Genomic DNA, 24,503 nt, shown 5'->3' with positions numbered 1-24,503 from the left:
TTAAACCTCCGAGTGTTTTATCTACATTATAATTTTTGTAATTTATCATTTTTTAGATTTAATATACCCCCTATGGGTATTTTAACATTTTATTATTTAGTCTATATTAAAAATTTATATACTTTGTTATTTTTACTTACTTTAATAACAGAAGCTAAAAAAAATAAGATCGAAGGTATCACTGCAATTGCGGGATTCAAAGGCCAATATAGCAAAGAAAACAATTTATTCACTAAATAACAAAAGCCTAAACCTACAAGATAAGCTTCGAACCCTCTTGCTAATATTTTTTTTGATAAGAAGTTATTGAAATAAGTCTTTTTGGTATAACCAAACGATAAGATTATAACTTTAAATCTTTCATGATACTTTTTATTTGCTGCATCAAATGCCCTAATATAAAAGAACAGTAAAACGAGAAAAGTAAGCAACTCAAGAACTATTATATAACCTGTTAAGAACCTTAAATATGAAAATAAAAGAACAAAAGACATTGCTCCGTATATATTAAATAATTGAATAAAAGCAAAAATTTGATAATTTCTTAAAATAAGAAATTTAATAATATAAAAAGCAGATATGATTGCTATTGTATTGAGCAATAAAATCTCTAAAAAAATCATATTTACCTCTTTACGTTTTAGTTACCTTCAGAAATATTATCTTTAGAAATTTCTGCTATTCCCGCTACAGTACTTAAAATACTAGAAATTTCATATGGCATAAATATTTTAGTCGCTTTTCCATCAGAGATTGCCTTCAAAGACTCTAAATACCTTATGGCAATAAGTTCATTTGTAGGATGACCTTTATGTATTGCTTCAAAAACCTTTGAGATGGCTTCTGCTTCACCGTCCGCTTCAGTACTAAGTTTGAATTTCTCTGCTTCTGCTATTTTCTTAACTGATTCAGCCTCTCCCTCTGCTCTTAATATTGCTGCATTTCTATCTCCCTCAGCTTTTGTTATTTCTGCCTCCCTATAACCTTCTGCCTCTAAAATTACAGCCCTTTTAGTTCTCTCTGCCTTCATCTGCTTACTCATTGCTTCCATTATATCCTGAGGCGGATCTATTTTTTTGATTTCGACTCTGGTTATCCTGACTCCCCACTTATCAGTAGCCTCATCTAATACTTCTCTTAATTTTGTATTTATTCTCTCCCTTGAGGTTAAGGTTTGATCTAATTCTAATTCTCCTATAACATTTCTCAAGTTTGTCTGAGCTAATTTTATAGCGGCAGGAATAAACTCTGCAACATTATATGTTACTCTGTAAGCATCGGTTATTTCATAGTAAATAATTGCATCAACTGTTACTATGACGTTATCCCTTGTTATAACTTCTTGAGGTGGAACATCGATTAACATTTCTCGCAAATCGACTTTAATAAGCCTTTCAATAAAAGGTACTATGAAATTAAGTCCTGGTTCTGCCATTTTATGAAATTTACCTAATCTTTCAATAAGTCCCTTTTCATACGGTCTAATAATCTTTAAACTCATTGATACCACAATAATCAGAAAAATCACTACTATTATTAATACAACTAACATACCTTTTGCCCCCCTTTTATATACGCTTACTTAAGGAATTCGCTTATTCAAAATTGCTATCTTCACCGTTTTCGGATCTTATTTTTTTTACATAAACAAAATTCCCCGATCTCTTCGTAATCAAGACTTCATCATCTACTTCTAACTTTTCTTTTTCGGTTTCATCAGGATAAGCTCGCCATACATCTCCTTTAATCTTTACCAATATTTTTTCGCCATTCTCATTGATTTTTATTATTTTGCCTTTCATTCCAACAATTTGATCTTGAAAAGTTTTTAGATCTGTAGATTTCTTGTATAAATTTTTGACTAGTTTTCTGGTAGAAATCCAAAGAGTGAATGAAACAACCAGAAAAATTGCTAGGTTCCAAGAAACAGAAGCAATAAACAAAGAGGTTATTGCAGCAGCACCTGCACCAATTGCAAACCATAGAAAAAAGAATGTTGGAGTTAAGGCTTCTGCAATTGCAAAAATTATAGCAAATATTACCCATAAACCCCATTGACCCATATTAACAACCCCCATTTCAACTATATTTTTGTAACTTTTTCCGGATGGACTATCTCTATATCTATATCTGGAAACTCAAGTCTTAACTCATTTTTAACTTTATTAATTTGTCTATTATACCTACTAGATACGTGATATACAATTAATCTTTTTGGGAAAGTCGCTTTAACAAGTTTTTTTAGTTCAGGTAGAGATGTATGATTTCTTATTTTTCTGTCCGACTCTTCAAAAAAAGTACATTCATGTATCAATGTCTCACAATTTTTTGCAAATTCAGGGGGTATAGGTAGAGCGTCTCCGGTTATTGTTAAAATGTTTGCTACATATTCTTCTAAAATATCTTTCTTTTGATTAACTATTAAATCTTTTATTACATCTTGAGGATAATCTCTATACATTGATTTCAGTCTTTTTCTCTTTTCTAATATCTGATAACCAAATGAAACTTCTCCTGGGGTATGTCTGGTTTTGAATGGTTTTAAAAATCTCTTATTATCCAAATTAATAGTATCCGTTAAATTTAGCTCATGAGTTTCTAAGCGATATCTTAACCCTTTATTCATTTTCTTTATGAATTCAAGATATTCTATAATGTTTGTAGAACCTTTGGGATAGTATATTTCTAACTTTTTGTTTCTACTTCCCATCGCGTTATTGCGTGTGTTTATTATACCCCATAAACCTGCAATATGATCAACGTGTGAGTGTGTAAGAATAATTTTTTCAATGCCATATATCTTATTACCTAGCTCTGAGCTCACACCTTCTCCTGCATCAAAAAGTAATCTTTGTGGTTTGTAAAAGACCCATGTTGTGTAAAGCGCCTTAGATTTAATTATAAACTCCAACTATGACAACCCCTGTTAATTTATTTCTCAGGTATTAATTCTACCTTGATTTCACCTTTTACTCCTTGTGGCAGTTTAATTTTAACCATATAGGTTCCTACTTCTTTTAAATTAACTTTCTCTTCAAACCATGTCTTATCAAATTGTATCCCAACCATTTCTTCTATTTTGCTAGCTATGTCTTGAGAAGTAACTGCCCCAAATAACTTCCCTTTTTCACCAGCCTTAACTTTAATAACTACAGTTACATCTTTTAGCTTTTCTAAAATTTCTTCGCTTTGTTCTTTTATACTCTGTTTCCTTTTTTCTTCTGTTTTTTTATTTTCCTCTATATGTTTTATATATCCATTGGTAGCTTCCACAGCTAAATTTCTAGGAATAAGATAATTTCTTGCATAACCATCAGAAACTTCTTTTATTTCGCCTTTTTTGCCTAATTTTGGTACATCTTCTAACAACAATACTTTCATAGATATTTTAACCTCCTTAATTTTACCATATTAGTCATACGAAATTCTTATCTTTTACATTATGATATATTAATTATACGCTATTTAAAAAATCTATGTTATCTTGAAACTAAAAAAAAGATAGAGAGTATATCCCTCTATCTATTTTTAATATCATAACATTTTAATTAATCGTTTGTATATGGCAAAAGCATCATTTTTCGAGCCCTTTCTATAGCGTTTCTAACCATTCTTTGATGCTTTGCACAATTCCCGTTTATTCTTTTAGGTATAATCTTTCCTTTTTCATTTATATATTCTCTTAATCGTCTTAAGTCCTTATAATCAATATATTCTACGTTATCTCGACACAATTTACATCGTTTAACAGTTTTTCTATCCCTTCTAACATATGCCATTTATATAAGCACCTCCATTATTTCATGCTCTATTCTTCAGAAAATAAGTCTTTGTCCAAATCTTCAAAATTTAATCCAAACAACTCATCAGTTTCAAATTCTGGTAATTCATAATCTGAAGCATCTGTTTCATCATCAATACTTTCAATAAAATTGTTGTTATCGTTGTTATTATGGACACTTTCTTCTACAATTATATCGGTATTAGAGTATATTCTTTCTTCTTCATCTTTTTTCGTTTCCATAAAGTTCATTCTATTAGCCCAAATCTCAGCTTTTTCCCGTCTAACATTGTCTCTATCTGTCCATTGATTTATACGAAGAGATCCTTCAACTAATATTAACTTACCTTTTTTGAGGTAGTTAGAAGCAAATTCTGCCTGTTTTCCAAAAGCAACAATATTTATAAAATCTGTTGCATTCGGATCACTTGAAAATTGTCTATCAACTGCTAGCCTAAAAGTGGCAACAGGATCTCCTTTAACTGTAGACCTTACCTCTGGGTCTTTTGTTAATCTCCCTACCAAAATGACTTTATTATATGAAATAGACATTAAATCACTTCCTGCTTATTATTCATTCTCTGATTCGCTATTTTCTTTATTATCTTCTTCGATAACTTGTACAGGCTCCTCTACCTTTATTTTAGATTCTTTTTGTCTTATTTTTTGCTTTTTCTCTAGATCTTCTCTCCTGATAGTTTGATATCGAAATATTTCTTGCGTTACCCTATAGAAACTTTCTAATTCTTTAAGTTTATCTGGTTCTGCCTTAAAGATTATGTAGGTGTAATCGCCTTCGGTAAATTTGCCTTTCTGGGTTCTATACGCTAATCTTCTGACACCCCATCTTGTAAACTCTTCGACCTCACCGTCTATTCTTTCTTCGATGAAGTTTTTAACCTTTTGCGCTAAATTTTCTCTTTCTTCCTCTGAAAGATCTGTCCGTATAATAAACATTGTTTCATAATACCTTTTGCTCACTGTATACCTCCTCCTATGGTCTATGGCCTCTGATTCTAATATTTTTATTTCAGAGGCAGGAATTTTATTTCTTGATAATTCACGTACGATTATATCAGAAAAAATGAAGTTTGTTATTTTATTTCTTTAAAAATTATATTAAAATTTTACTTTGAATCCTAAGTCAACGTTAAGTAAATCTTTATCTGTATTGCTTGGAACAAAGCAATCATTAGTATCATCATATGTGAGTTCATTGAAAATTTTCCCAACATGTGCTGAAGCATTGAGCTCAAAAAACTTAAAATATAAATTTGCTGAAATTGTATAAATAAATGATTTTTCTAATGTATCTTCATCTAAAAAGTGTGTAGGTGCAATATTCTTTGTAGGAGATTTACTTCCCGAGAATACTGTTTCAAAAGACGAATATATGTCAAATCTATTTTTATAAGTGTATAGATAATCTACCAAGACAGATGCGGCATTTTCTCCATATTTATAACCAATATAATTTTCTTTGTAGTTAATTATTTTATCGTAATATTTATTTAGAGGATATACTGTATATGAAGGTCCTCCTCCAGGTTCAAACGTATATTGAGTAGCAAGGGCACCGTGTAAACCAAAATTGCCTGCGCTGGTTTTAAATGTTATTCCGGAAGAAAATGCAATTTTGTCGGGATTTTGATCTTTTTCTGGATAAAAGAACCTGTTAGTGTTTAAATCATCAACTAATATTTGAGAATAAAAATAATAAGTTGGTTTGTCATAATCAATGAAAAAACCCATCAAAGAATTGTCGTTTTTCGATTTCTCTGCCCATGGCATAATGTTCTCTGAAGCTCTAATTTCTTGTGAAAAATACACCGGCAGTGGATTAAAAAGATAAAAGAAATCAAACTCTCTATTGTAAACAACTGCATCTTGATATCCAAATCTAAAATCACCAAATTTTAGTCCATAAGTTTTATAATTCATACTTTTTGGTTCATCAAAATAATTATTACTTGAACTAACTAACTGAATCCAGCGGGTATCATAAAACATATGCTCATCTTCGTAACCTAATTCTAGGTAAGGTTGAGATATCTTTTCTGAAGAAAAAAATAAAGAATAAGGTGAGTTGATTTCATCCTGTAAATCTTTTATTCCTGAACTAAATTTTATGTTGTTATTAAAACTGCGAAAGGTAATATAACCATTTTCAATTAAAAAGTAATGATCGAAATAGTAGTCTGATTCGTAGAAACTGTATTTATCATCACTGTAAAAACCTATATCAGCTACAAAATCAAAGTTAGGAGCTAAATGATAAATCTTTACTCCTATTCTGTCGTTAAATTCCTCAAAATCATAAAATCCTTGAAAGCCAATTTCGAAGTTAACAGCAAAAACCAAACAAGTAAAGAACAAACATATGACCATAATCAAAGTTCTTTTTTTAAGCATGCTACAACCCCCTTCCTCATTTATTAACTATATTATGTATTATTATAATATATTATTTAATTAACATCAAGATTTGATCTCCTTCAACAGTATCTCCTTTTTTAACAAAAATTTTTTCAACAGTTCCACTGTATTCTGAGGGTATCTCATTTTCCATTTTCATTGCTTCTATAACTACTAAAGTGTCTCCAACATTTATCTTCTGTCCTTCACTAACAAAAACATCAATAATAATCCCAGGAAGAGGAGCCTTAACTTCTTTCTCTGAGCCTGAAGTCGATGCCATTTCCTCTGATAATTGATTAACTTCTTTCGAAAAAACTTCTTTTTCTTTTCTTTTTTTAGCTTCTTTCTTTTTCCTCTTTTCTAATGACTTTATATTCGTATCATCTTCTACCCTTCTTGAAATCTCTGTTCGTGCATCTTCACTTATCGAAAGCTCAGTGCCAATATCCTCAACTTCAACCTCATAGGTTTTGTTGTTTATAGTAACCTTAAATTTTTTTTTCATAATAGATAACCTCCATTACCTCCACCTTTTTTTACGATAGGGAATCCATGAAACTGAAGGATTATGTTTCTGCCATTTTGTTCTATTGAAGTCTTTTAATTTATTTTTTTTATATCTTTCTGAAAGAAGGTCCATCCTAGTTATACTTTTTATTTCAAACTCTTTACCAACAAAATACATACTGATCGCAGCAACAACCGCAACCAGTTCCTCTTCAGTCAAATCTAATTCTTTGCTTTTTATCTTTTTTAATTTCAATGGTTCAATAGGTTCTTTAATGGGTATATTTTGTTGTTTTTTCTTTGTTTTATTTGGTCTAAAGAACAATTTAAATGACATTATTACAAAATACAATACAATTAATATAGAAAAAACTATCAAAATACCCATTATTGTTAACATCCACACATTAATCATATATTATCCCTCAATAAATTAACGTTATAAAGGTATATTGCCATGCTTTTTTGAAGGTCTCGACTCTACTTTGGAAAAAGACGCGGAAAGAGCTTTAATTAATTTTTCTCGAGTTTCTTTAGGCTCAATAACATCTTCTATATACCCTCTTGATGCAGCTTCATATGGGTTTGAAAATCTCTCTTTATATTCTTGGATGCATTTTTGTCTTGTATCTTCAGGATTTTCAGAGCTTTCTATCTCCTTTGCAAATATTATATTTGCAGCCCCTTCAGGTCCCATCACAGCAATTTCTGCAGTAGGCCAAGCAAATACAAAATCGGCACCTAAATGTTGTGATCCCATTGCAATATAAGCTCCTCCATATGCTTTTCGTAATATAACTGTTATTAAAGGAACAGTCGCTTCAGAATATGCATATAAAAGTTTGGCACCATGCCTTATTATCCCTCCATGTTCTTGATTAACCCCTGGCAAATAACCGGGGGTATCAACAAGAGTTATAATAGGGATATTAAACGCATCACAAAATCGAATGAACCTAGCGGCTTTATCCGACGCATCTATGTCTAGAGAACCTGCAAGAATCTTTGGTTGATTTGCTATAATTCCTACTGATTGTCCTTGAAGTCTTGCAAAACCAACCACTATATTTTTTGCAAAATGGGGATGTATTTCAAAAAAACTATCAGGATCGAAAACAAGTTCTATTATGTTCTTAACATCATAGCTCTTTTTAGGATCGGGCGATACCATTGAATTAATATCTTCTGATAATCTATAAGTCTCATCGTAAGGAAAAATTTCAACTGGATCTATATTATTCTGAGGAAGATACGATAGTAATTTTCTTGTTATCTTCATTGCTTCTTCATCATTTGATGCTAAAAGATGTGCTACCCCACTTTTGGAGTTATGTATTTTTGCTCCTCCAAGTGTTTCCTTGTCAACATCTTCACCCGTTACAGATTTTACAACTTGAGGACCAGTTATAAACATTTGAGAAGTTTTATCAACCATGATAGTAAAATCTGTTAAAGCTGGCGAATAAACAGCACCTCCAGCACATGGTCCAGCTATGATGGTGATCTGAGGAATCACACCAGAAGATAGTGTGTTTCTATAAAATATTCCTCCATAACCATAAAGCGCATCTACCGCTTCCTGAATTCTAGCGCCTCCAGAATCATTTATTCCTATTATTGGGATACCATATTTTAAGGCATGATCTTGCAATTTCATGATCTTTTTAGCATGCATTTCTCCTAATGATCCACCCTGAACTGTAAAATCTTGTGAAAAAACCGCGACCTTTTTACCATTTATTTCTCCAAATCCAGTAACAACTCCATCATATGGAAATTCTTTTTGATCTAACCCAAAATAAGTACATCTATGCTTAACAAAGATATCTATTTCTTCAAAAGTTCCTTCATCAACAAGAAGGCTTATTCTTTCACGAGCCGTTAATTTTCCTTGTTTATGTTGCTTGTCTATTCTATCTTTTCCACCACCGAGATAAAGCTTGTCCTTCCTTTTTTTATATTCATCTATCTTTTGTTGCATTTCTTCATCCGGCATTAGTTATCCTCCCCTGTTAATAGATTTATACTGTCTTTAGAAATTCTAAAATCTGCATTATATCTGTTTAGTATTTGATTTTTTTGCTAAATATTTTCCTACTTTAAATACTTACTAACTCTTAGTTCATTTAAACTTTTCTTCGGTACTTGTAACTGGAAAAGAGGGAGGGCTCCGCCCTGAACCCGTTTCTAGAAAATTTTATTTTTCAAAAGTCACTATTTGAATTTCTTTGACCTTTTCGGTACTTGTAACTAGGAAAGAGGGAGGGCTCCGCCCTGAACCCATTTTTAGAAAATCTTATTTTTCAAAAGTTACTATAACAAATTTAAACATCTATCAATAATCTTTCCTATAATTTTCATTTTTCGACAAATTCTGTTAATATCCCATGTACAGACTTAGGATGTAGAAAAAACACCAAATTTCCTTCAGCACCAACTTCAGGTTTATCTGATAATGTTTTGTATCCCAATTCTTTAGCTTTTTTAAGAAAATGCTCTATATCTGAAACTTGATAAGCAATATGATGGATTCCTTCACCCCTTTTTTCTAAAAATTTAGAAATTTCAGAATCATTTCTGATTGGTTCCATTAATTCAATTCTAACATCATTTATATATAAAAATGTTACTTTTATGCCTCTATCTTCTAAAACTTTCTCTCCACTCTTCTCTAATTCAAGAAGGTTTTGATAAAAATTAAGTGATTCTTCTATTGACCTAACAGCTATACCTATGTGATCAATTTTTACTTTCATCGTACCATTCACCCCCTAATTTACCGCACAAAAAATTCAACACTTTATTTCTTAAAGAATATATATCATCATTATTATCATTTGATAATTCATTTATTATATTTTCAATGGCATTTGTAAGATAATTTTTTACTCGTATTTTTCTCCTTATTTCTTTTTTTGGAGTATTCTCTTTTTCTTCTTTTTGTTGCAATTCTATCCAGGTTTTTATCTTATCTAATCCCTTGTTTTCTAAGGCACTTACACCGAATAACTTCTTTTGAATATTCTTTTCAGAATTGATAAAATTTTCCATTTGCACCATAAACTTTTTAGAAGAAGGTAGATCAATTTTATTTACTACATAACAATCAGCTATTTCCATAATCCCTGCTTTAAAAATCTGTACCTCATCTCCTGAATCGGGAGACAATATCAAAATAACTGAATCACAAGCATAAAAAATTTCGGTTTCTGTTTGTCCTGCTCCAACCGTTTCAACAATTATTTTATCGAAACCAAATGATTTCATAATATCTATAATGTCATAAATTGAGTTACATAATCCACCAAGTGCACCTCTACTCGCTACGCTTCTTATATATACATTCGAAAATTTGGAAAGTTCAAACATTCTTATCCTGTCCCCTAAAAAAGCTCCTCCAGAAAAAGGACTACTCGGATCTATCAATATTATTCCTATTTTCTCTTCGCTTTCTACAAATAATTGAACTAGTCTAGAAATAAATGTGCTTTTTCCAACTCCGGAACTCCCTGTTATTCCTATAACATAAGAATTTTTAGGCGGAGAATCTGATTGCAATTTTGATATTATATCCCACGATTCAATTATATTGTTTTCTACAAGAGATATCATCTTAGCTAAAGCTACTTTATCTTTAGCTTTAAATCGATGTATAAGTTGTTCATACTTTTCTTGCCATTGCAATAGCTTTCACCTTCTCTACAATTTCGTTTATAGAAGTTCCAGGAGAAAAAACTTCAATTATTCCCATTTCTTTGAGTTCAGATACATCTTCTTCTGGTATAATTCCTCCTAAAATAACTGGAATTTCAACTTCCCGTTCTTTTAAAAGCGATATAATTTTTTTACATAAAATTTTATGGGCACCTGAGAGTATAGATAGACCTATTAAATCAACATCTTCTTGTATTGCAGCCTCTACTATCTCTTCTGGTGTTCTTCTTATCCCAGTATATATTACTTCCATTCCTGCATCTCTCAATGCTCTGGCTATTATCTTTGCGCCCCTATCATGCCCATCAAGACCTGGCTTTGCAATCATAACCCTAATTTTTTTGTTCATACTTGAAAGCTACCCTCCTTTCTAAAAAAAATTTTCTGTCATTAGAAATTCTAAAAACTGCATTATATATATGTTTTTGCGTTGATTTTTTTACAAAATACCTCCTCAATTCTAATCCCTACTAACTCTTAATCTCTTAACCTTTTCGGTGCTTGTACAGAGTAAGGTGGAAGGGCTACGCCCTCGACCCATTATTAATTCAAATGCTTACTCTTAGAAAACCTTCTTTTCCAAAGCTATAATTCAACAAAATTTTAACCTCAATCTAGATCTCTAAAACTTCATATAAAAATGAGGGTTAATTTTATAAAATTTTGATTTTTGTTAAATAGACAAATTTTCGTGATATTCCCCATATATCTCTTTTAAAACTTTTGTTATTTCCCCTATAGTTGCATATGATTCCACACATTTTATAACATATGGAAACAAATTTTCATTTTCGCAGGCAGCTTTTTTTAAACGTTCTAAGGAATAATAAACTTCTTTTTGATTCCTGTCTGTTTTAAGTGCTCTTAATTGCTCTTTTTGTTTCTTTTCAATATCCTCATCTAACTTCAAAATTTCTATTTTTTCATCATTCTCAGATTTATATTCATTAACTCCGACAATTATTTCTTCTTTCTCTTCTATTCGTCTTTGAGTTCTATATGCTGTGTTTAGTATTTCTTGCTGGGGATAACCAATCTCTATAGCCTTAACCATTCCACCTAGTTCATCTATCTTTTTTAAATATTCTTCTACCTTTTCTTCAATTTCCAATGTCATTTTTTCAATAACATAAGAACCTGCAAATGGATCTACAGTATCTGAAATCCCAGATTCATGAGCAATTATTTGTTGTGTCCTCAAAGCAATAGTTACAGCTTGTTCTGTTGGCAATCCCAATGCTTCATCAAAAGAGTTAGTATGGAGAGATTGAGTACCTCCTAAAACTGCAGCTAAAGCTTGAAGTGTTACTCTTACAATATTGTTTAATGGTTGCTGGGCAGTAAGCGTTGATCCAGCAGTTTGGGTATGGAATTTCAATTTCATCGCATTTTCATTGCTTACACCAAATCGTTTTTTCATAACTTTTGACCATAATTTTCTTGATGCTCTAAATTTAGCTATTTCTTCAAGAAAGTTGTTATGAGAGCTAAAGAAAAAAGAAAGATTTTTTCCAAATTCATTTGGATCTAATCCAGCTTTAATAGCAGCTTCAACATAACTAATTCCGTCAGCTAATGTAAAGGCAACCTCCTGAACAGAATTTGCTCCTGCCTCTCTGATATGATATCCGCTAATACTTATAAGGTTAAATTTTGGAAGATGTTTGCTTCCGTAATCAAAAATGTCAACTATTATCTTCATAGATTCTTGAGGAGGAAATATGTACGTTCCTCTGGCAATATATTCCTTCAGTATATCATTTTGGATGGTACCTCTTAATTTCTCTAAAGGCACTCCTTGCTTATTAGCTACAACAACAAGCATGGCTAAAAGAATAATAGCAGTAGAATTAATTGTCATTGAAACACTCACTTCATCAAGAGGTATTCCGTCAAAAAGAATTTCCATATCCATTAAAGAATCTACTGCAACACCTACTTTACCTACTTCGCCTTCTGATATAGAATCATCAGAATCATATCCTATCTGGGTAGGCAAATCAAAAGCAATAGAAAGGCCAGTTTGGCCTTGTTCTAATAAATACTTATATCGCTCATTTGACTCCTCGGCAGTTCCAAATCCAGCATATTGCCTCATTGTCCATAATTTCCCCCTATACATGGTGGGCTGTACCCCTCTTGTAAAAGGATATTCACCGGGGAATCCAACATCTTCTAAATAATTTATGTTTTCTATATCTTTTGGAGTATATACCACGTCTATATTTTCATCATAGGTTGTTAAAAATGATTGTTTTCTCTCAGGAAAACGTTGAATCGTTTTTTTTAGTGTCTTTTCTTTCCATTCGTTTTTTTTGTTTTCAATTTCTTCAAGCTTATTTTTATCAAACATCAGTATGACCTCCCGAAATTTTTTGAAAAAAATTTCATTATGTATCTCTTATAGCTATTTTACCTTATTGTTTTTAAATTTACAATCAAAATATTTTTTAAATCTAACCTATAATTGTGCTATGATATAATATAAATATGTTTTTTATGGATTATTTAACAAACATTAGATTGGGGTGAAGCGTATAAAAATATATTTTAATAAAAATATAAAAACCCTTATAGAAAACTCTAATTATTCATTAAAAGAAGTCTCTTTAAACTTAAAAATTCCGCTTTCTAGTTTAGAAAAAATACTAGAGGGAAAACTTGAAGGCTTTTCTGTAGTTTCATTAAAAGATATAGCAAATCGACTTAGTCATTTATTAAATGAAGAAATACTCTTAATTTGTGAAGATGATGAAACAACCAAACCTGTTCAAAGCATGAATAAAAAAATTTTCAACAAGTCGATCAGTTTTAAGTTAATTATCTCTACATTTTTAATAATTAACCTGGTTTTTCTTTACTTTTTAGTCAAAGATTTAAATTTTTACATTGGTTTACTGTACAAAAATCTTTACACTCTTACTATTTCAAACCATGCTTCAACAGAAGTAATGGTTAACGAAACTAAACTAGCACCACAAGATTCTATAAAAATGGAACTCACACCTGGACAAAGTATAAAAGTTAAAGGAAACAAAAATAATGAGGAAATTGTTGTTACTACACCAAACGCCATTTATACTATAAATCTTGAGAATTTTGAGGTGATCTTATCAAATGGGAAATCCTAAACCTCCTGATTTTGTAAATTATGTAGCTCATATTTTTACCGCTGGAGATTCAGACCTATGGTTATACAAAATGGGATTAAAAGGCATTTTAGAAGAGAACTTTGGCCCTATTGATTATGTATCTCCTGTACTTGACTTTCAAAGATTCACTTACTTTTACAATGAAGAAATGGGAAAAAATATCTTGATTGAAGCAAGAATGATAAGTTTTGAATATTTGAGTTCACCAGCTTTTCTCTCAAATGCAAAGTTAATCACAAATGATATTGAACGAAGATTTTCTGTAAACAATAAAAGAAAAGTCAATATAGACATTGGATATATTCACCACACTCAATTTGTTTTAGCAAGTACAAAACATTGGGGAAACAGAATTTATATAGGAAAAAACATATATGCAGAAATAACCTTAATGTACAATTTTGGTAAATGGGAACCTTTGGAATATACTTATGCTAATTTTCGAGATCCAAACTACCTAAAAGAATTAGAAATTATAAGAAACAATTATTTAAAGAAAAGAAAAAAGTTTGATTCTTGAACAACAAGGTTTATGGTCTTGCTATTCTAAAATGGACGGTGAACAAAATGATGTCTTTAGGCGGCTGGTTAAGTTTAACTTATCTAATTATTTTTCTATTTTTGTCTCATTTTGCTCCTTATGTTATGGGTGCTTTAATATTAGGCTTTTTTTTGTCGTTGTTAATAAATGTACCTACTAATTTGTTTTCAAAAATAATGAATGATAAAGTAGCTTCGATTTTATCACATTTGTTGGTTTTAGGGGCATTTTTTTATGCTGCTATTTCATTTTTTCCTTTGGTAATAAATGAAGGTAAAAAATTGTTTTCCGTACTTTCAACCTTTGCTTTTCCAAAGTCTGGAGAAATAGATAATTTTCCTAGTTGGATTTTAGATGTGATAGATGAATTTTCAAAAAATATATCTAACTTTGGTTTCAACTTGATAAACAAACTAATTTCTGTAACTCCCTCTTTATTGATGTCAATAATTGTTCTTATTGTAACTACAGTTGCTATAGGCTCTTTGAAATCATTGATGAAAGACAACTCATGGAAATTATATCCTGCAAATGAAAGAGATAAAGGTGTTAAATTTTTAAAATCTTTTTATGGAGAAGTTGAAAAATTTGTACATGGTAGATTCTTATCCGCAACTATTGTAGGGTTTGTTATAGGGTTAGCTACTTACATAGCAGGTATACCTAATTCACTATTTATAGCAATAGTAGCATGGATAGGAGATTTCATACCTTATTTAGGTTCTATTGCTGCAGGTATTCTTCTAGCTATTTTAGGTTTTACAGAAAAAGGATTGATGGGATTAATAATTGGTTTATTGATTGCTTTAATTAGTAACCAAATAGAAATGTGGTTTCTATATCCTAAAATTCAAAGCAAGGTACTAGATTTACATTGGTTTATAATCCTCATATCGTCTTTGTTATTTGGAGAATTATTCGGTTTTATCGGTGTTCTCATCGCTCTTCCGTTGGTAATTTATGTTATTAATTTTTGGGAATATTGGGTTGTGCGAATAAAATAACAAGCAGGTGTGTTTAATGAAAAAAATTACTCTTTTTTTATATTTATCTGCTATTTTTATAAGTGGGTTCGCATCCGCAAGATTGCTAAGTAAAAATGATCCGGAATATTACTATCAAGTATTAAACGGTGTAAATTTAAAATATCCAATTTATTATGAATCTGAAAATATTCCAAAAGAATATAGAAATTATATACATACCTCTATAGATTTAAAATATGAAAATAGAATTATAGGTTCTTACACACTTGAGGGAGGATGGTATAGACCTTCTAATCTAACTGATATTCTTTTTAGAGATTTTGTACTCAAAAATGGGAATTTATTTAATTTTGGTTTTAAAACTTATTATGGAAACAATTTTTTTGCTCAATTTATTGCTGATTTTAGACTTGGCGATACAACATATTTTAAATATGGGAATTACAATATCTTTAATATACCTAGAATTGATTATATTTCTTTAGATTTCCCTACTTTTTCTTATTTATCGTACAAAAAAGACAAAATGGACTTTTTAATTGGCCGAATACCCCTTTCTTATGGCCCTATGAAGTACAATCTAGTTTTGTCAGATAATTCTCCCTATTATGATACAATGAACATATCTTACAGTTTTTCAGATAATCTTAGTTATGATTTTGCTATACTATCCATGGTTCCTCAACTTTCAAAGGATGAGCAAGAAAAAATGGAGGAAAAGTATATTGCTTCTAGAAATGCATTTTATAACGGAATCAACTACAAATTCAATGAAAATCTATTCTTTGGGCTCAGCTCTTTAAATCAGGTTGCAGGAAAATTACCTAATCCAATAAATATATTTGTTAAATCAGATGTTGGTATATATGGAGGGTATTTGAAATTAATACCTTTTTATGATATAAACTTTAATGGAGAATATGCAATTAATTATAATACATTAAAAAGTAGTTATGGCCTTGGGGTATCAAAAACTTTTAGAACTAAATCTTCCAGATTTAAAGTAGGTTATGAAAGATACTGGATTGAAGATAACTTTTTTTCGAATGAAAAACCTTATCAAAATTTATATTATAGAACTATTGCTTTGTCTAATGAACCAGGCGCTAGAATTTTTTTTGATTATCCTTTTGGATTTAAATATGGTGAAAATTCTAAAATAGGTAGTCTTGAATTAATTTTAGCTTTTGAAAAAGCTTCTATTAGTTATATATGGGACAATGGAACTAACTCCTTTGGAAAACTAAATAATCATAATATTTCTTTTCTTTGGAATACAAAGATAGGAAAAATAGGGATAGATTGGATGCATCTAAAAAATGCTGAAAATGAATTTGAAACATTTAACTTAAAATATCTTTTCGAGGTGAATATAAGATTACCAAAATAAAGAAAATAGAATTACTTTCTCCTGCAGGCGATTTAGAAAAATTGGAAACAGTTTTTCATTATGGTGCTGATGCCGCTTATATAGGCGGAAAATTTCTCAATTTGCGGGCGTTTTCAAAAAACTTCGACAATGATGAATTAAAAAAGGCTGTAAAACTAGCTCACAAACTTGGTAAAAAAATATTTGTCACATTAAATGCTATCCCTAATAATTCTGAATTAGAGTTGTTACCAGATTATATACAGTACTTAGAAAGCATAAAGGTAGATTCAATTATAGTTTCTGATTTAGGTGTTTTTAATTTAGCAAAACAATATTCAGACATTCCAATAACAATAAGCACACAAGCAAATAACATGAATTGGGCAAGTGTTAAAATGTGGAAGGAGTTAGGCGCTAAACGCGTAATCTTAGCTCGAGAACTATCTTTGAGAGAGATTAATGAAATTCGACAAAAAGTAACTGATATAGAATTAGAAGTGTTTATACATGGTGCTATGTGTATTTCTATATCAGGCAGATGTCTATTAAGTAATTATTTAACCGCAAGAGATGCCAACCGAGGTGAATGTACACAACCTTGTAGATGGAAATATTATCTCATGGAAGAAAAAAGGCCAGGAGAATATTTTCAGGTTTTTGAAGATGAAAGAGGTAGTTATATAATGAACTCAAAGGACCTTTGCACAATAGAATTTCTTGATAAAATAATTGAAACAGGGGTAGATTCTCTTAAAATAGAAGGAAGAATGAAAAGTAGTTATTACGCTGGTATTACAACAAAAATATACAGAGAAGCTATTGATAGTTATTTTGAAGGGACTTACAGTGAAGATAAAATTAAAGAATGGAAAAATGAACTTAAAAATGTAAGTCATAGACCATACACTTCTGGCTTTTATCTTGATAAAACCAACTACAATTCTCAAAACTATGAGACTTCTTCTTATATTAGAAAATATAATTATGTGGGCATTGTAAAAGAAAAAATTTCTGAAAATTCTTATTTAATTGAAGTAAAAAATAAGATTAAACGTGGAGAAACGATAGAAATAATACGGTCAAAAGGTGAAAAGATAAGTATATTATTAAGTGAAATAATTAACTATGAGAATAATGATATAATAGAAGAAGCTAATCCTAATCAAAAAATTATTTTAGAAGTAGGTAGTTCTATTCAAAGTGGGGATTTAATAAGGTCTTTGAAAACTAACGCCACTGCGAACTAGAAAATAGTTCGCTTTTTTCATTTAAGATTAGTCGTATAGTTTCTACAAAGGAGGTTGAAATCTATGATAGAAATAGTAGGCCTTACAAAAGTTTTTTCTGAAAAAATTATTGCTGTAGACAATATTGATCTCAAAATAAATGAAGGTAAGGTAGTCGGATTTCTAGGACCTAATGGCGCAGGGAAAACAACAACACTCAATATGATTGTTGGACTATGTAAGCCGACATCTGGAAAAATTTTTATAAATGGTATAGATGTCCGAGAAGAACCAGAAAAAGTTAAAAAAGTTATAGGCTTTGTCCCAGATGAACCTTTATTATTTGAAAAAATTACTGGTATTTCCTATTTAAACTTTATTTGTGACATTTTTGAAGTACCCTTGGAAGAAAGAAGAAAAAGAGGAGGGTGGTTATTACAAGCTTTTAAACTCCTTGATGCAATAAAAGATCCTATATCGACGTATTCTCATGGTATGAGACAAAAATTAGCCCTTATATCCGCTTTAATTCACAAACCTAAGATCTTAATATTAGATGAACCTATAGTCGGATTAGATCCAGAATCAGCATCTATATTAAAACAAATCATGAAAAGACACGCTTCTAATGGAAATTTAGTGTTTTTTACGACTCATATTATGGAAATTGCTGAAAAAATCTGTGATGAAATCGCTATAATCGACAAAGGAAAAATCGTCTTTCAAGGAACTATCAATGAACTCCGCCAATTAAAAGGAGATAAAAGCCTAGAACAATTATTCTTAGAGGTGACTAAAAGTGAGAATGAAGAAATTGACTTCTCTTTCCTTGATTGAACTTGATCAGCACTATAAAATCTCAAAGAATAAATATCTTTTAAAACATACAAAAGATGAAACTATTCCATTCTTTGCATTAATAGCTGTTCTTGCAACCTTGATTATAATTTATTTTCCTTTCTATTTAGATTTTATAAGGGTAAATCTTGAATACTATTCTTTAAAGAATATTGAACCTTTATTTATAGCAGAATTTATTATGATAACCGGTTTTATCGGTTTTTTCTTAGGAGCATTTGTATTGATAGGTGAATTTTTCCTAAAAAAAGATATGAAGCTACTGATAACTTTGCCTTTAAAACCATCAGAGGTTATTTTAGGAAAATTATCTGTAGTTTTGTGCGATCAAATGATTATTTCGCTCATATTCCTGTTACCGGCTCTAATTTACTTCGGAATTTATAATCACTTATCAATCGGATATTATTTATCTATGATTTTAGTTGTCTTATTTTCACAAATTTTTCCGGTTTTGTTGGTATTAGTATTTATTCTACCGATTTCTCATTTATTTAAAAAGCTTAAGAACAAAGAACTTATTCTTTATATCTTAACTTCTCTTTTAATGGTACTTGCTCTAATATATATTTTTTCATCTAAAGATATCTTTTTTATTGTGGCAACAAATCCCCAAGATATGCCTGATATTTACATTAATCCTCAAGGCATTTTTTCAAGACTTGCTTGGATCTATCCTCCAGCTTTTTTGGGAGCTAAATCTTTAATAAATACTAATATATATAGATTTACGTGGACAATTGCTTTTATAGGGTTTCATATTATTCTATTAACTTTAAGTTTGTATATTGGAGAAAAATTATATTATTCAACATATGTTAATTTTCTAGAAGCCTCTACTTCTGCAGAAAAAAAAGCCTCAAAGAATATTGACTTGTTGTTTAATAAAGCTTTATCTCCAAATAAAGCTTTATTAAAAAGAGAATGGCTATATTTTTTAAAAACACCCTCTTTTTCAGTAAATGGATTCACTAATGTATTAATATTTCCAGGTTTATGCATACTTTTAGCAATAATAGATGCTGGAATTGGTATTAATTTACAAAAAGAGTTAGTGGGTCCACTCATAAAAATAAAAATGTTCTTAGTAGTTTTCATTTCTGCTATAGCTGGTTCACTAAGCGGCTTGTCTTATTCTTGCTTTTCAAGAGAAGGCAAATTTATCAAAGAATTAAAAGTGTTACCTATAACTAGTTCTCAAATAGTAATAAGCAAATTTCTTCATATAATGCAACTTAGTAGTATAGGCATAATTTCCGGTGCTTTAATTGGATACATCTTATTCAATCTAAACTTTTTAGAGTTCATAAATGTTTTAACTTTTTCTATTATCATTAGCATTTTCTTTAATCTGCTACAAATGTTGATAGACGCTTTTAAACCAACCTTTGATTGGGATAATCCTCAGAAAGCTATGAAACAAAATGCAAACGGTTTATTTTCAATATTGGTTATTTTTGGAATTCTTATCCTTCTAGGTTTTTTATATTACTATATTTCTATTTATTTTGATTTACACTTTGTTTTAATAATATCGAGCTGTATTTTTGTAATATTTGACATCTTATTATACAAGCTCCTAAAAAATAGAACTACTAAACTTTTGAAAGAAGATTAAATACCAAAATTAAACATTGCTGAGGCTAAAAAAACTAGAATAAATGATATTATGGCTGTCAAACTTACAATACTACTTGCTAATTCTGAATCATAGTTATTCTCTATCGAATAAACTATGACCATCATGGCTGTAGGAAGCATGGGAGATATAAAAAGAGATACTCTCTCTAGTTGATTTCTTACAGGAATTAGCAAGGTTAATAAAGAAATAGCCAATCCTATTAGATATTTGGTGCTTAAAGTAATAGTTAAAATTTTACTATGTTTTTTGATTGTTGAAACACTAAAATAAAATCCAACAAGAAACATTATTAAAAAATTATTTGCATCCTTAATTATTTTGATTGGAGACATTATCAAGTCTGGCAAAGTAACTCCAAATAAATTAAAAACCAAACCCAATATCAATGCAATGAATGGGGGAAATTTTAACAAGTCTAATATTCTAAATCCACCTTTTTTACCTTCTGCTACAGATTTTCCTATTCCGTATAAAATAATACTATTTCCTAAATCATACAATGCAAAATACGTAATAGCATTGATTCCCCATAGCATTTCTGCTAAAGGATACATAAAAAGCCCTATATTTAATCCACAAAAAGATAATAATATCACAGTACTCACATTTTTATCTTCTATATTTAATAAATTAACTAATATCTTACCTCCAAAAAAAGTTAACAAACAACCTAAAAAACCTATTAAAATAAAGTATAAATCTGATAATAACACTTTAGATGAACTAATACCTATAAATACAGTCATTGGAAGTGTGAAGTTCACAATCAACGTTGACAATATTTCTCCTGTGTTTTTGGGAAATAGTTTTTTAAACATATACCCCATCAAAACTATTACAACAAAATTAATTAGAGCTGTCACGCTATACACCCCTATAAACTATTATTTTTTAGACAATTGCTATAATTATAACATTATTGTTTATGATCTTATACGTATTAAACTCTCTTTTTTTGTATAGTTTTATTATTTTTAACATTTTTTTTGTAAAATTACCATGCTGATTAATATACTTTTTTATAACCTTTGAATTTATAATGGGTTTAGGGCGAAGCCCTCCGCCCTTTCCTACCTACAAGTACTTAAAAGTAAAAAAATTAAAAAATGAAGATTTTCTAAAAGTAAGCATTTGAATTTATAAAGGGTTTAGGGCGAAGCCCTCCGCCCTTCCTACCTACAAGTACCTAAAAGTAAAAAAATTAAGAAAATAGCGAGGTATTTTGTAAAAAAGCAAATATGAAATCTACATTAATATAATACGGATTCTAGAATTTCTAAAGTAACTAACATAACGCTATTTTGGAGGTATATGCATTTTGTCTAGAAATATAAATGACACAATTAATAATATAAAAGAGGAAATCAAACAAATCGTGGGGAACCAACCCCTTTACATTGCTTTTTCTGGTGGAATGGATAGCACAGTTGTTGCTTTACTTGCACGAGATGCTTTACCCAACGATCAAATAACTTTGGTAAACGTTTGCTTTGGAGCATATTCTTACTCTAAAGCTATTGAAGCTGTCTTGCTTTTATCTAAAGAGCTTAAATTAAAACTAAACTTTATAAGCAGTAACAACGAACAAGAAATTATAATGTATCATGGACCAAACTGTAATCAATGCACAAGAGAAGTAAAAATAAGAAAAGTGAAAGAATTTGCTCATAACGGGATTATAGCATCTGGAGCCAATATGTCTGATTCATGGGGAAAAACTGGCATCAAATTTATGGATGGAATTTATTCCCCTTTAATAAATTTAAATAAAAATGAAATCAAAGAGATTTTAAATTTCTATAATTTTACAATACCTAAAATAGGGGAAAACAGCATAAGAGAAGGATGCAAATTTAAACATCTTTTGAAAATGGCCGTTAATTCGCAATATCATTCAAGGTCAGCGGTAATAGCAAATGAGGTTTTAATTGATATTTTAGATTTTTATGATATTAAACGAGAAATTGCAAATGTAAAAATAATTGGACCTCTTTCACAAAATATCGCTTTGATTAATATAAGACCCCTTCCAGAAAATTACATTATTAATGAAGTTGTTTATAATTTAGAAAAAGAAAAAAGTATAGATAAAATTGATGTAGTAGATAGACCTTTGAAACTAAAAATCCTTGCAAATCCCGGAATTTATAACAACGAGGAATCAAGGCATTGGATATTAAATGGAAGATTAGCTCCTGAATTTGCTATGCCCTTAACCGCAGAATGGAAAAAGAGCTCAAATCAAAAGCTTTGGACCTTTTCTGTCTATGGTTATGAAAAAATTTAAATCAAATTGAATTATTTGCTCATGGATAAGAAAAAAGTCTCTTCTTATTTGTATAAGAAGAGACTTTTAATCTATGGTCGGGACGACTGGATTTGAACCAGCGACCTTTGGTTCCCGAAACCAACGCGCTTCCATCTGCGCTACGCCCCGAAAATCAAATTTATCATAGATATTCTATCACATTTCATAATTTTTTAGTTTTATTATTCAAATAATTGTATAATTAGTATAGTTACAATTGCATATGTTCATAAGGTACACAAAAAATTTATCTAAATAAGGGGTGATTTTTATGAGTATGAAAGAAGCATATTCTCAAGCTCAAAAATGGATGTCAGAATTTGCTAAAAAAAGCCCAGAGAAAATGCAGGCTTTTCAAAAAATGGTAGAAGCTATTGAAAAAGAAGAAGGTGAATCTTTAGACAAAAAAACTAAAGAACTTATAGCAGTAGCGTTATCAATTGCAAGAGATTGTGAATGGTGTATAGCCTTTCATGTTAAAGAAGCTATAAATGAAGGTGCATCAGAAGAAGAGATACTAGAAGCTGCATGGATGGCTATCCTAATGGGTGGTGGCCCAGCATTAATGCATGCGGGATTGGTTCTAGATGCATTAAAAGAATTTAGGGGGTAATTTAATGTACGATGTTATTATTATTGGAGCAGGGCCTGCTGGGTATGTTTCGGCAATTAGATTATCTCAGTTAGGAAAAAAAGTGGCAATAATTGAAAAAGAATATTTGGGCGGAACATGTACTAACAAAGGATGTATTCCTACTAAAACTTTACTCTCTTGCGCTCACTTGTATGACGAAATAATTTCTAAATCTAATAAATTTGGAATAAATATTAATTCGGTATCTTATGATTTAAACAAAATGGATAATTATTTAACAACAGTAGTCACTCAAACAAGAAAAGGAATTGAGTATTTAATCAAAAAAAATAAAATCGATTTTATAAATGCCACTGCTGAAATAGTTGATACAAATCATGTGAAAACAGGTAATAACATTCTAGAAACCAAAAACATAATATTAGCCCATGGCTCAGAACCGGCTGTATTTCCTCCATTTAATAGCATAGAAGGAATTTGGACTAGCGATGATTTTTTCATCAATTTAAAAGATATTCCTAATTCAATTCTTATAGTTGGTGGAGGTGTAATTGGAGTAGAATTTGCAACTTTTCTGGCAAGTTTAGGGAAAAAGGTATATATTGTAGAATTGATGGATCATATATTGCCAACTGAAGATTTAGATGTTTCTCAAGAAATTAAAAGAAGTCTTTTGAGAAAAGGCGTTGAAATCTACGAAAAAAATAAGGTTATCAATGTCGAAAAAGACGGTAAAATGTATATTTCAAAGATAGAAGAAAATGGAAAAATAACAGAAATTAACAGCGAAAAAATTCTGTTAGCAGTGGGAAGAAAGCCGGTAATTCCTGAAGACGTAAAAAAAATAGGGATAGAAATAAACAAAGGTATAAAAACTGATCTTAATATGAGAACAAATATCTCAAATATCTATGCGATAGGAGATATTAGAGCAGATATTATGTTAGCTCATGTTGCAATGTATGAAGGAATTGTTGCCGCTCATAATATTGCAGGAGAGAAGAAAATAATGGATTACAATGCAGTACCAAATGTCATTTTTTCTAATCCTGAAATTGCAACTGTAGGTATAAAAGAAAAAGATGCCAATCCAGAAGAAGTAATTGTATCTAAGTTCCCTGTTTCTGCTAATGCAAGAGCCAGAACTATAAATGAAAAAAATGGTTTTGTTAAGGTAATCGCAGACAAAAGATCAAAAAAAATAATCGGTATTTCCATAGTTTCCCAGAATGCAACAGAGATGATCATGGAAGGCGTATTAGCTGTCAAGTATGGAATGACCACTAATCAACTTACAGATGCAATCCATCCTCATCCAACTTTAAGTGAAATAATACTAGAAGCTGTTGAAGGAGTAGAAGGAAAAGCTATTCACATATAATTTTACCTAACAAACAATAGGG

Annotated in this window: 27 protein-coding genes and 1 tRNA gene; 10 read left to right on the top strand and 18 right to left on the bottom strand. The window is 30.3% G+C overall.

Annotated features, from left to right (window positions below; all coding sequences use genetic code 11):
* Positions 1-101: 101 nt before the first annotated feature.
* The 16 genes from DTL3_RS03050 to DTL3_RS02975 all read right to left on the bottom strand — a co-directional run bounded on the left by DTL3_RS03050 (position 102) and on the right by DTL3_RS02975 (position 12,773).
* Positions 102-623, bottom strand: coding sequence for a hypothetical protein (locus DTL3_RS03050; protein WP_045087472.1), 522 nt, complete (start codon positions 621-623; stop codon positions 102-104).
* A 17-nt stretch (positions 624-640) separates the two neighbouring features.
* Complete coding sequence (locus DTL3_RS03045; protein WP_045087471.1) at positions 641-1,552, bottom strand: SPFH domain-containing protein; 912 nt, start codon at positions 1,550-1,552, stop codon at positions 641-643.
* Positions 1,553-1,595: 43 nt separating this feature from the next.
* Positions 1,596-2,063 carry an NfeD family protein gene (locus DTL3_RS03040; RefSeq protein WP_052670311.1) on the bottom strand — a complete coding sequence of 156 codons (468 nt, stop codon included), beginning with the start codon at positions 2,061-2,063 and terminating at the stop codon, positions 1,596-1,598.
* Between the two features lie 20 nt (positions 2,064-2,083).
* On the bottom strand, positions 2,084-2,911 hold the full coding sequence (locus DTL3_RS03035) for an MBL fold metallo-hydrolase (protein ID WP_045087469.1): 828 nt from the start codon (positions 2,909-2,911) through the stop codon (positions 2,084-2,086).
* Between the two features lie 20 nt (positions 2,912-2,931).
* On the bottom strand, positions 2,932-3,381 hold the full coding sequence (gene rplI / locus DTL3_RS03030) for a 50S ribosomal protein L9 (RefSeq protein WP_045087468.1): 450 nt from the start codon (positions 3,379-3,381) through the stop codon (positions 2,932-2,934).
* A 167-nt stretch (positions 3,382-3,548) separates the two neighbouring features.
* Positions 3,549-3,779, bottom strand: a complete 231-nt coding sequence (gene rpsR, locus DTL3_RS03025) for a 30S ribosomal protein S18 (protein WP_045087467.1) — start codon at positions 3,777-3,779, stop codon at positions 3,549-3,551.
* A 29-nt stretch (positions 3,780-3,808) separates the two neighbouring features.
* Positions 3,809-4,333, bottom strand: a complete 525-nt coding sequence (locus tag DTL3_RS03020; RefSeq protein ID WP_052670309.1) for a single-stranded DNA-binding protein — start codon at positions 4,331-4,333, stop codon at positions 3,809-3,811.
* Positions 4,334-4,351: 18 nt separating this feature from the next.
* Complete coding sequence (gene rpsF / locus DTL3_RS03015; RefSeq protein ID WP_144403465.1) at positions 4,352-4,762, bottom strand: 30S ribosomal protein S6; 411 nt, start codon at positions 4,760-4,762, stop codon at positions 4,352-4,354.
* A gap of 138 nt (positions 4,763-4,900) precedes the next feature.
* Positions 4,901-6,193, bottom strand: a complete 1,293-nt coding sequence (locus DTL3_RS03010; RefSeq protein ID WP_045087466.1) for a hypothetical protein — start codon at positions 6,191-6,193, stop codon at positions 4,901-4,903.
* Positions 6,194-6,245: 52 nt separating this feature from the next.
* Positions 6,246-6,704 carry a biotin/lipoyl-containing protein gene (locus DTL3_RS03005; protein WP_045087465.1) on the bottom strand — a complete coding sequence of 153 codons (459 nt, stop codon included), beginning with the start codon at positions 6,702-6,704 and terminating at the stop codon, positions 6,246-6,248.
* 15 nt (positions 6,705-6,719) lie between these two features.
* A complete protein-coding gene (locus DTL3_RS03000) occupies positions 6,720-7,121 on the bottom strand; it encodes an OadG family protein (protein ID WP_045087464.1) in 402 nt (133 codons plus the stop codon).
* Between the two features lie 24 nt (positions 7,122-7,145).
* Positions 7,146-8,702, bottom strand: coding sequence for an acyl-CoA carboxylase subunit beta (locus tag DTL3_RS02995; protein ID WP_231854042.1), 1,557 nt, complete (start codon positions 8,700-8,702; stop codon positions 7,146-7,148).
* 361 nt (positions 8,703-9,063) lie between these two features.
* Complete coding sequence (gene mce / locus DTL3_RS02990) at positions 9,064-9,462, bottom strand: methylmalonyl-CoA epimerase (protein ID WP_045087463.1); 399 nt, start codon at positions 9,460-9,462, stop codon at positions 9,064-9,066.
* Positions 9,446-10,390 (bottom strand): methylmalonyl Co-A mutase-associated GTPase MeaB, encoded by a 945-nt coding sequence (gene meaB / locus DTL3_RS02985; protein WP_052670308.1) that lies wholly within the window; start codon positions 10,388-10,390, stop codon positions 9,446-9,448. The genes mce and meaB overlap by 17 nt, the downstream gene beginning before the upstream one ends.
* Positions 10,368-10,769 carry a cobalamin B12-binding domain-containing protein gene (locus tag DTL3_RS02980; protein WP_045087462.1) on the bottom strand — a complete coding sequence of 134 codons (402 nt, stop codon included), beginning with the start codon at positions 10,767-10,769 and terminating at the stop codon, positions 10,368-10,370. Before DTL3_RS02980 ends, meaB begins: the two co-directional genes overlap by 23 nt.
* A gap of 324 nt (positions 10,770-11,093) precedes the next feature.
* A complete protein-coding gene (locus DTL3_RS02975) occupies positions 11,094-12,773 on the bottom strand; it encodes an acyl-CoA mutase large subunit family protein (RefSeq protein WP_045087461.1) in 1,680 nt (559 codons plus the stop codon).
* Positions 12,774-12,948: 175 nt separating this feature from the next.
* Between DTL3_RS02975 and DTL3_RS02970 the strand changes: the two genes are divergently transcribed.
* The 7 genes from DTL3_RS02970 to DTL3_RS02940 all read left to right on the top strand — a co-directional run bounded on the left by DTL3_RS02970 (position 12,949) and on the right by DTL3_RS02940 (position 20,173).
* Positions 12,949-13,551 (top strand): hypothetical protein, encoded by a 603-nt coding sequence (locus DTL3_RS02970; RefSeq protein WP_045087460.1) that lies wholly within the window; start codon positions 12,949-12,951, stop codon positions 13,549-13,551.
* Positions 13,538-14,092 carry a DUF4416 family protein gene (locus DTL3_RS02965; protein WP_045087459.1) on the top strand — a complete coding sequence of 185 codons (555 nt, stop codon included), beginning with the start codon at positions 13,538-13,540 and terminating at the stop codon, positions 14,090-14,092. Before DTL3_RS02970 ends, DTL3_RS02965 begins: the two co-directional genes overlap by 14 nt.
* A gap of 47 nt (positions 14,093-14,139) precedes the next feature.
* Entirely contained in the window at positions 14,140-15,117 is a 978-nt protein-coding gene (locus DTL3_RS02960; protein ID WP_231854058.1) for an AI-2E family transporter, read from the top strand.
* 16 nt (positions 15,118-15,133) lie between these two features.
* Positions 15,134-16,489 carry a hypothetical protein gene (locus DTL3_RS02955; RefSeq protein ID WP_045087457.1) on the top strand — a complete coding sequence of 452 codons (1,356 nt, stop codon included), beginning with the start codon at positions 15,134-15,136 and terminating at the stop codon, positions 16,487-16,489.
* On the top strand, positions 16,486-17,718 hold the full coding sequence (locus DTL3_RS02950) for a peptidase U32 family protein (RefSeq protein ID WP_045087456.1): 1,233 nt from the start codon (positions 16,486-16,488) through the stop codon (positions 17,716-17,718). Before DTL3_RS02955 ends, DTL3_RS02950 begins: the two co-directional genes overlap by 4 nt.
* A gap of 63 nt (positions 17,719-17,781) precedes the next feature.
* Complete coding sequence (locus DTL3_RS02945; protein WP_045087455.1) at positions 17,782-18,534, top strand: ABC transporter ATP-binding protein; 753 nt, start codon at positions 17,782-17,784, stop codon at positions 18,532-18,534.
* Positions 18,503-20,173 (top strand): hypothetical protein, encoded by a 1,671-nt coding sequence (locus DTL3_RS02940; RefSeq protein ID WP_045087454.1) that lies wholly within the window; start codon positions 18,503-18,505, stop codon positions 20,171-20,173. Before DTL3_RS02945 ends, DTL3_RS02940 begins: the two co-directional genes overlap by 32 nt.
* Here the strand turns inward: DTL3_RS02940 and DTL3_RS02935 are convergent.
* Complete coding sequence (locus DTL3_RS02935; protein ID WP_052670306.1) at positions 20,170-21,060, bottom strand: AEC family transporter; 891 nt, start codon at positions 21,058-21,060, stop codon at positions 20,170-20,172. The genes DTL3_RS02940 and DTL3_RS02935 overlap by 4 nt on opposite strands.
* 455 nt (positions 21,061-21,515) lie before the next feature.
* On the opposite strand from DTL3_RS02935, the gene DTL3_RS02930 reads away from it, so the two are divergent.
* Positions 21,516-22,484, top strand: a complete 969-nt coding sequence (locus tag DTL3_RS02930; RefSeq protein ID WP_144403463.1) for an adenine nucleotide alpha hydrolase family protein — start codon at positions 21,516-21,518, stop codon at positions 22,482-22,484.
* 74 nt (positions 22,485-22,558) lie between these two features.
* Here DTL3_RS02930 and DTL3_RS02925 read toward each other — a convergent pair.
* Positions 22,559-22,634: transfer RNA gene (locus DTL3_RS02925), tRNA-Pro, on the bottom strand.
* A 142-nt stretch (positions 22,635-22,776) separates the two neighbouring features.
* On the opposite strand from DTL3_RS02925, the gene DTL3_RS02920 reads away from it, so the two are divergent.
* Both DTL3_RS02920 and lpdA read left to right on the top strand, forming a co-directional pair.
* A complete protein-coding gene (locus tag DTL3_RS02920; protein ID WP_045087453.1) occupies positions 22,777-23,118 on the top strand; it encodes a carboxymuconolactone decarboxylase family protein in 342 nt (113 codons plus the stop codon).
* A gap of 4 nt (positions 23,119-23,122) precedes the next feature.
* A complete protein-coding gene (gene lpdA / locus DTL3_RS02915; RefSeq protein ID WP_045087452.1) occupies positions 23,123-24,481 on the top strand; it encodes a dihydrolipoyl dehydrogenase in 1,359 nt (452 codons plus the stop codon).
* Positions 24,482-24,503: the final 22 nt, after the last annotated feature.

The organism is Defluviitoga tunisiensis (assembly GCF_000953715.1).
Classification (GTDB): Bacteria; Thermotogota; Thermotogae; order Petrotogales; family Petrotogaceae; genus Defluviitoga; species Defluviitoga tunisiensis.
This window is presented reverse-complemented; position numbering and strand designations above follow the sequence as displayed.

Bases quoted from the DNA above. Each gene is read 5' to 3' on its own strand.
- DTL3_RS03050 (WP_045087472.1), bottom strand. From the start codon at position 623: ATGATTTTTTTAGAGATTTTATTGCTCAATACAATAGCAATCATATCT.
- DTL3_RS03045 (WP_045087471.1), bottom strand. From the start codon at position 1,552: ATGTTAGTTGTATTAATAATAGTAGTGATTTTTCTGATTATTGTGGTA.
- DTL3_RS03040 (WP_052670311.1), bottom strand. From the start codon at position 2,063: ATGGGTCAATGGGGTTTATGGGTAATATTTGCTATAATTTTTGCAATT.
- rplI (WP_045087468.1), bottom strand. From the start codon at position 3,381: ATGAAAGTATTGTTGTTAGAAGATGTACCAAAATTAGGCAAAAAAGGC.
- rpsR (WP_045087467.1), bottom strand. From the start codon at position 3,779: ATGGCATATGTTAGAAGGGATAGAAAAACTGTTAAACGATGTAAATTG.
- DTL3_RS03020 (WP_052670309.1), bottom strand. From the start codon at position 4,333: ATGTCTATTTCATATAATAAAGTCATTTTGGTAGGGAGATTAACAAAA.
- DTL3_RS03010 (WP_045087466.1), bottom strand. From the start codon at position 6,193: ATGCTTAAAAAAAGAACTTTGATTATGGTCATATGTTTGTTCTTTACT.
- DTL3_RS03005 (WP_045087465.1), bottom strand. From the start codon at position 6,704: ATGAAAAAAAAATTTAAGGTTACTATAAACAACAAAACCTATGAGGTT.
- DTL3_RS03000 (WP_045087464.1), bottom strand. From the start codon at position 7,121: ATGATTAATGTGTGGATGTTAACAATAATGGGTATTTTGATAGTTTTT.
- DTL3_RS02995 (WP_231854042.1), bottom strand. From the start codon at position 8,702: ATGCCGGATGAAGAAATGCAACAAAAGATAGATGAATATAAAAAAAGG.
- mce (WP_045087463.1), bottom strand. From the start codon at position 9,462: ATGAAAGTAAAAATTGATCACATAGGTATAGCTGTTAGGTCAATAGAA.
- DTL3_RS02980 (WP_045087462.1), bottom strand. From the start codon at position 10,769: ATGAACAAAAAAATTAGGGTTATGATTGCAAAGCCAGGTCTTGATGGG.
- DTL3_RS02975 (WP_045087461.1), bottom strand. From the start codon at position 12,773: ATGTTTGATAAAAATAAGCTTGAAGAAATTGAAAACAAAAAAAACGAA.
- DTL3_RS02965 (WP_045087459.1), top strand. From the start codon at position 13,538: ATGGGAAATCCTAAACCTCCTGATTTTGTAAATTATGTAGCTCATATT.
- DTL3_RS02960 (WP_231854058.1), top strand. From the start codon at position 14,140: ATGATGTCTTTAGGCGGCTGGTTAAGTTTAACTTATCTAATTATTTTT.
- DTL3_RS02955 (WP_045087457.1), top strand. From the start codon at position 15,134: ATGAAAAAAATTACTCTTTTTTTATATTTATCTGCTATTTTTATAAGT.
- DTL3_RS02945 (WP_045087455.1), top strand. From the start codon at position 17,782: ATGATAGAAATAGTAGGCCTTACAAAAGTTTTTTCTGAAAAAATTATT.
- DTL3_RS02940 (WP_045087454.1), top strand. From the start codon at position 18,503: ATGAAGAAATTGACTTCTCTTTCCTTGATTGAACTTGATCAGCACTAT.
- DTL3_RS02920 (WP_045087453.1), top strand. From the start codon at position 22,777: ATGAGTATGAAAGAAGCATATTCTCAAGCTCAAAAATGGATGTCAGAA.
- lpdA (WP_045087452.1), top strand. From the start codon at position 23,123: ATGTACGATGTTATTATTATTGGAGCAGGGCCTGCTGGGTATGTTTCG.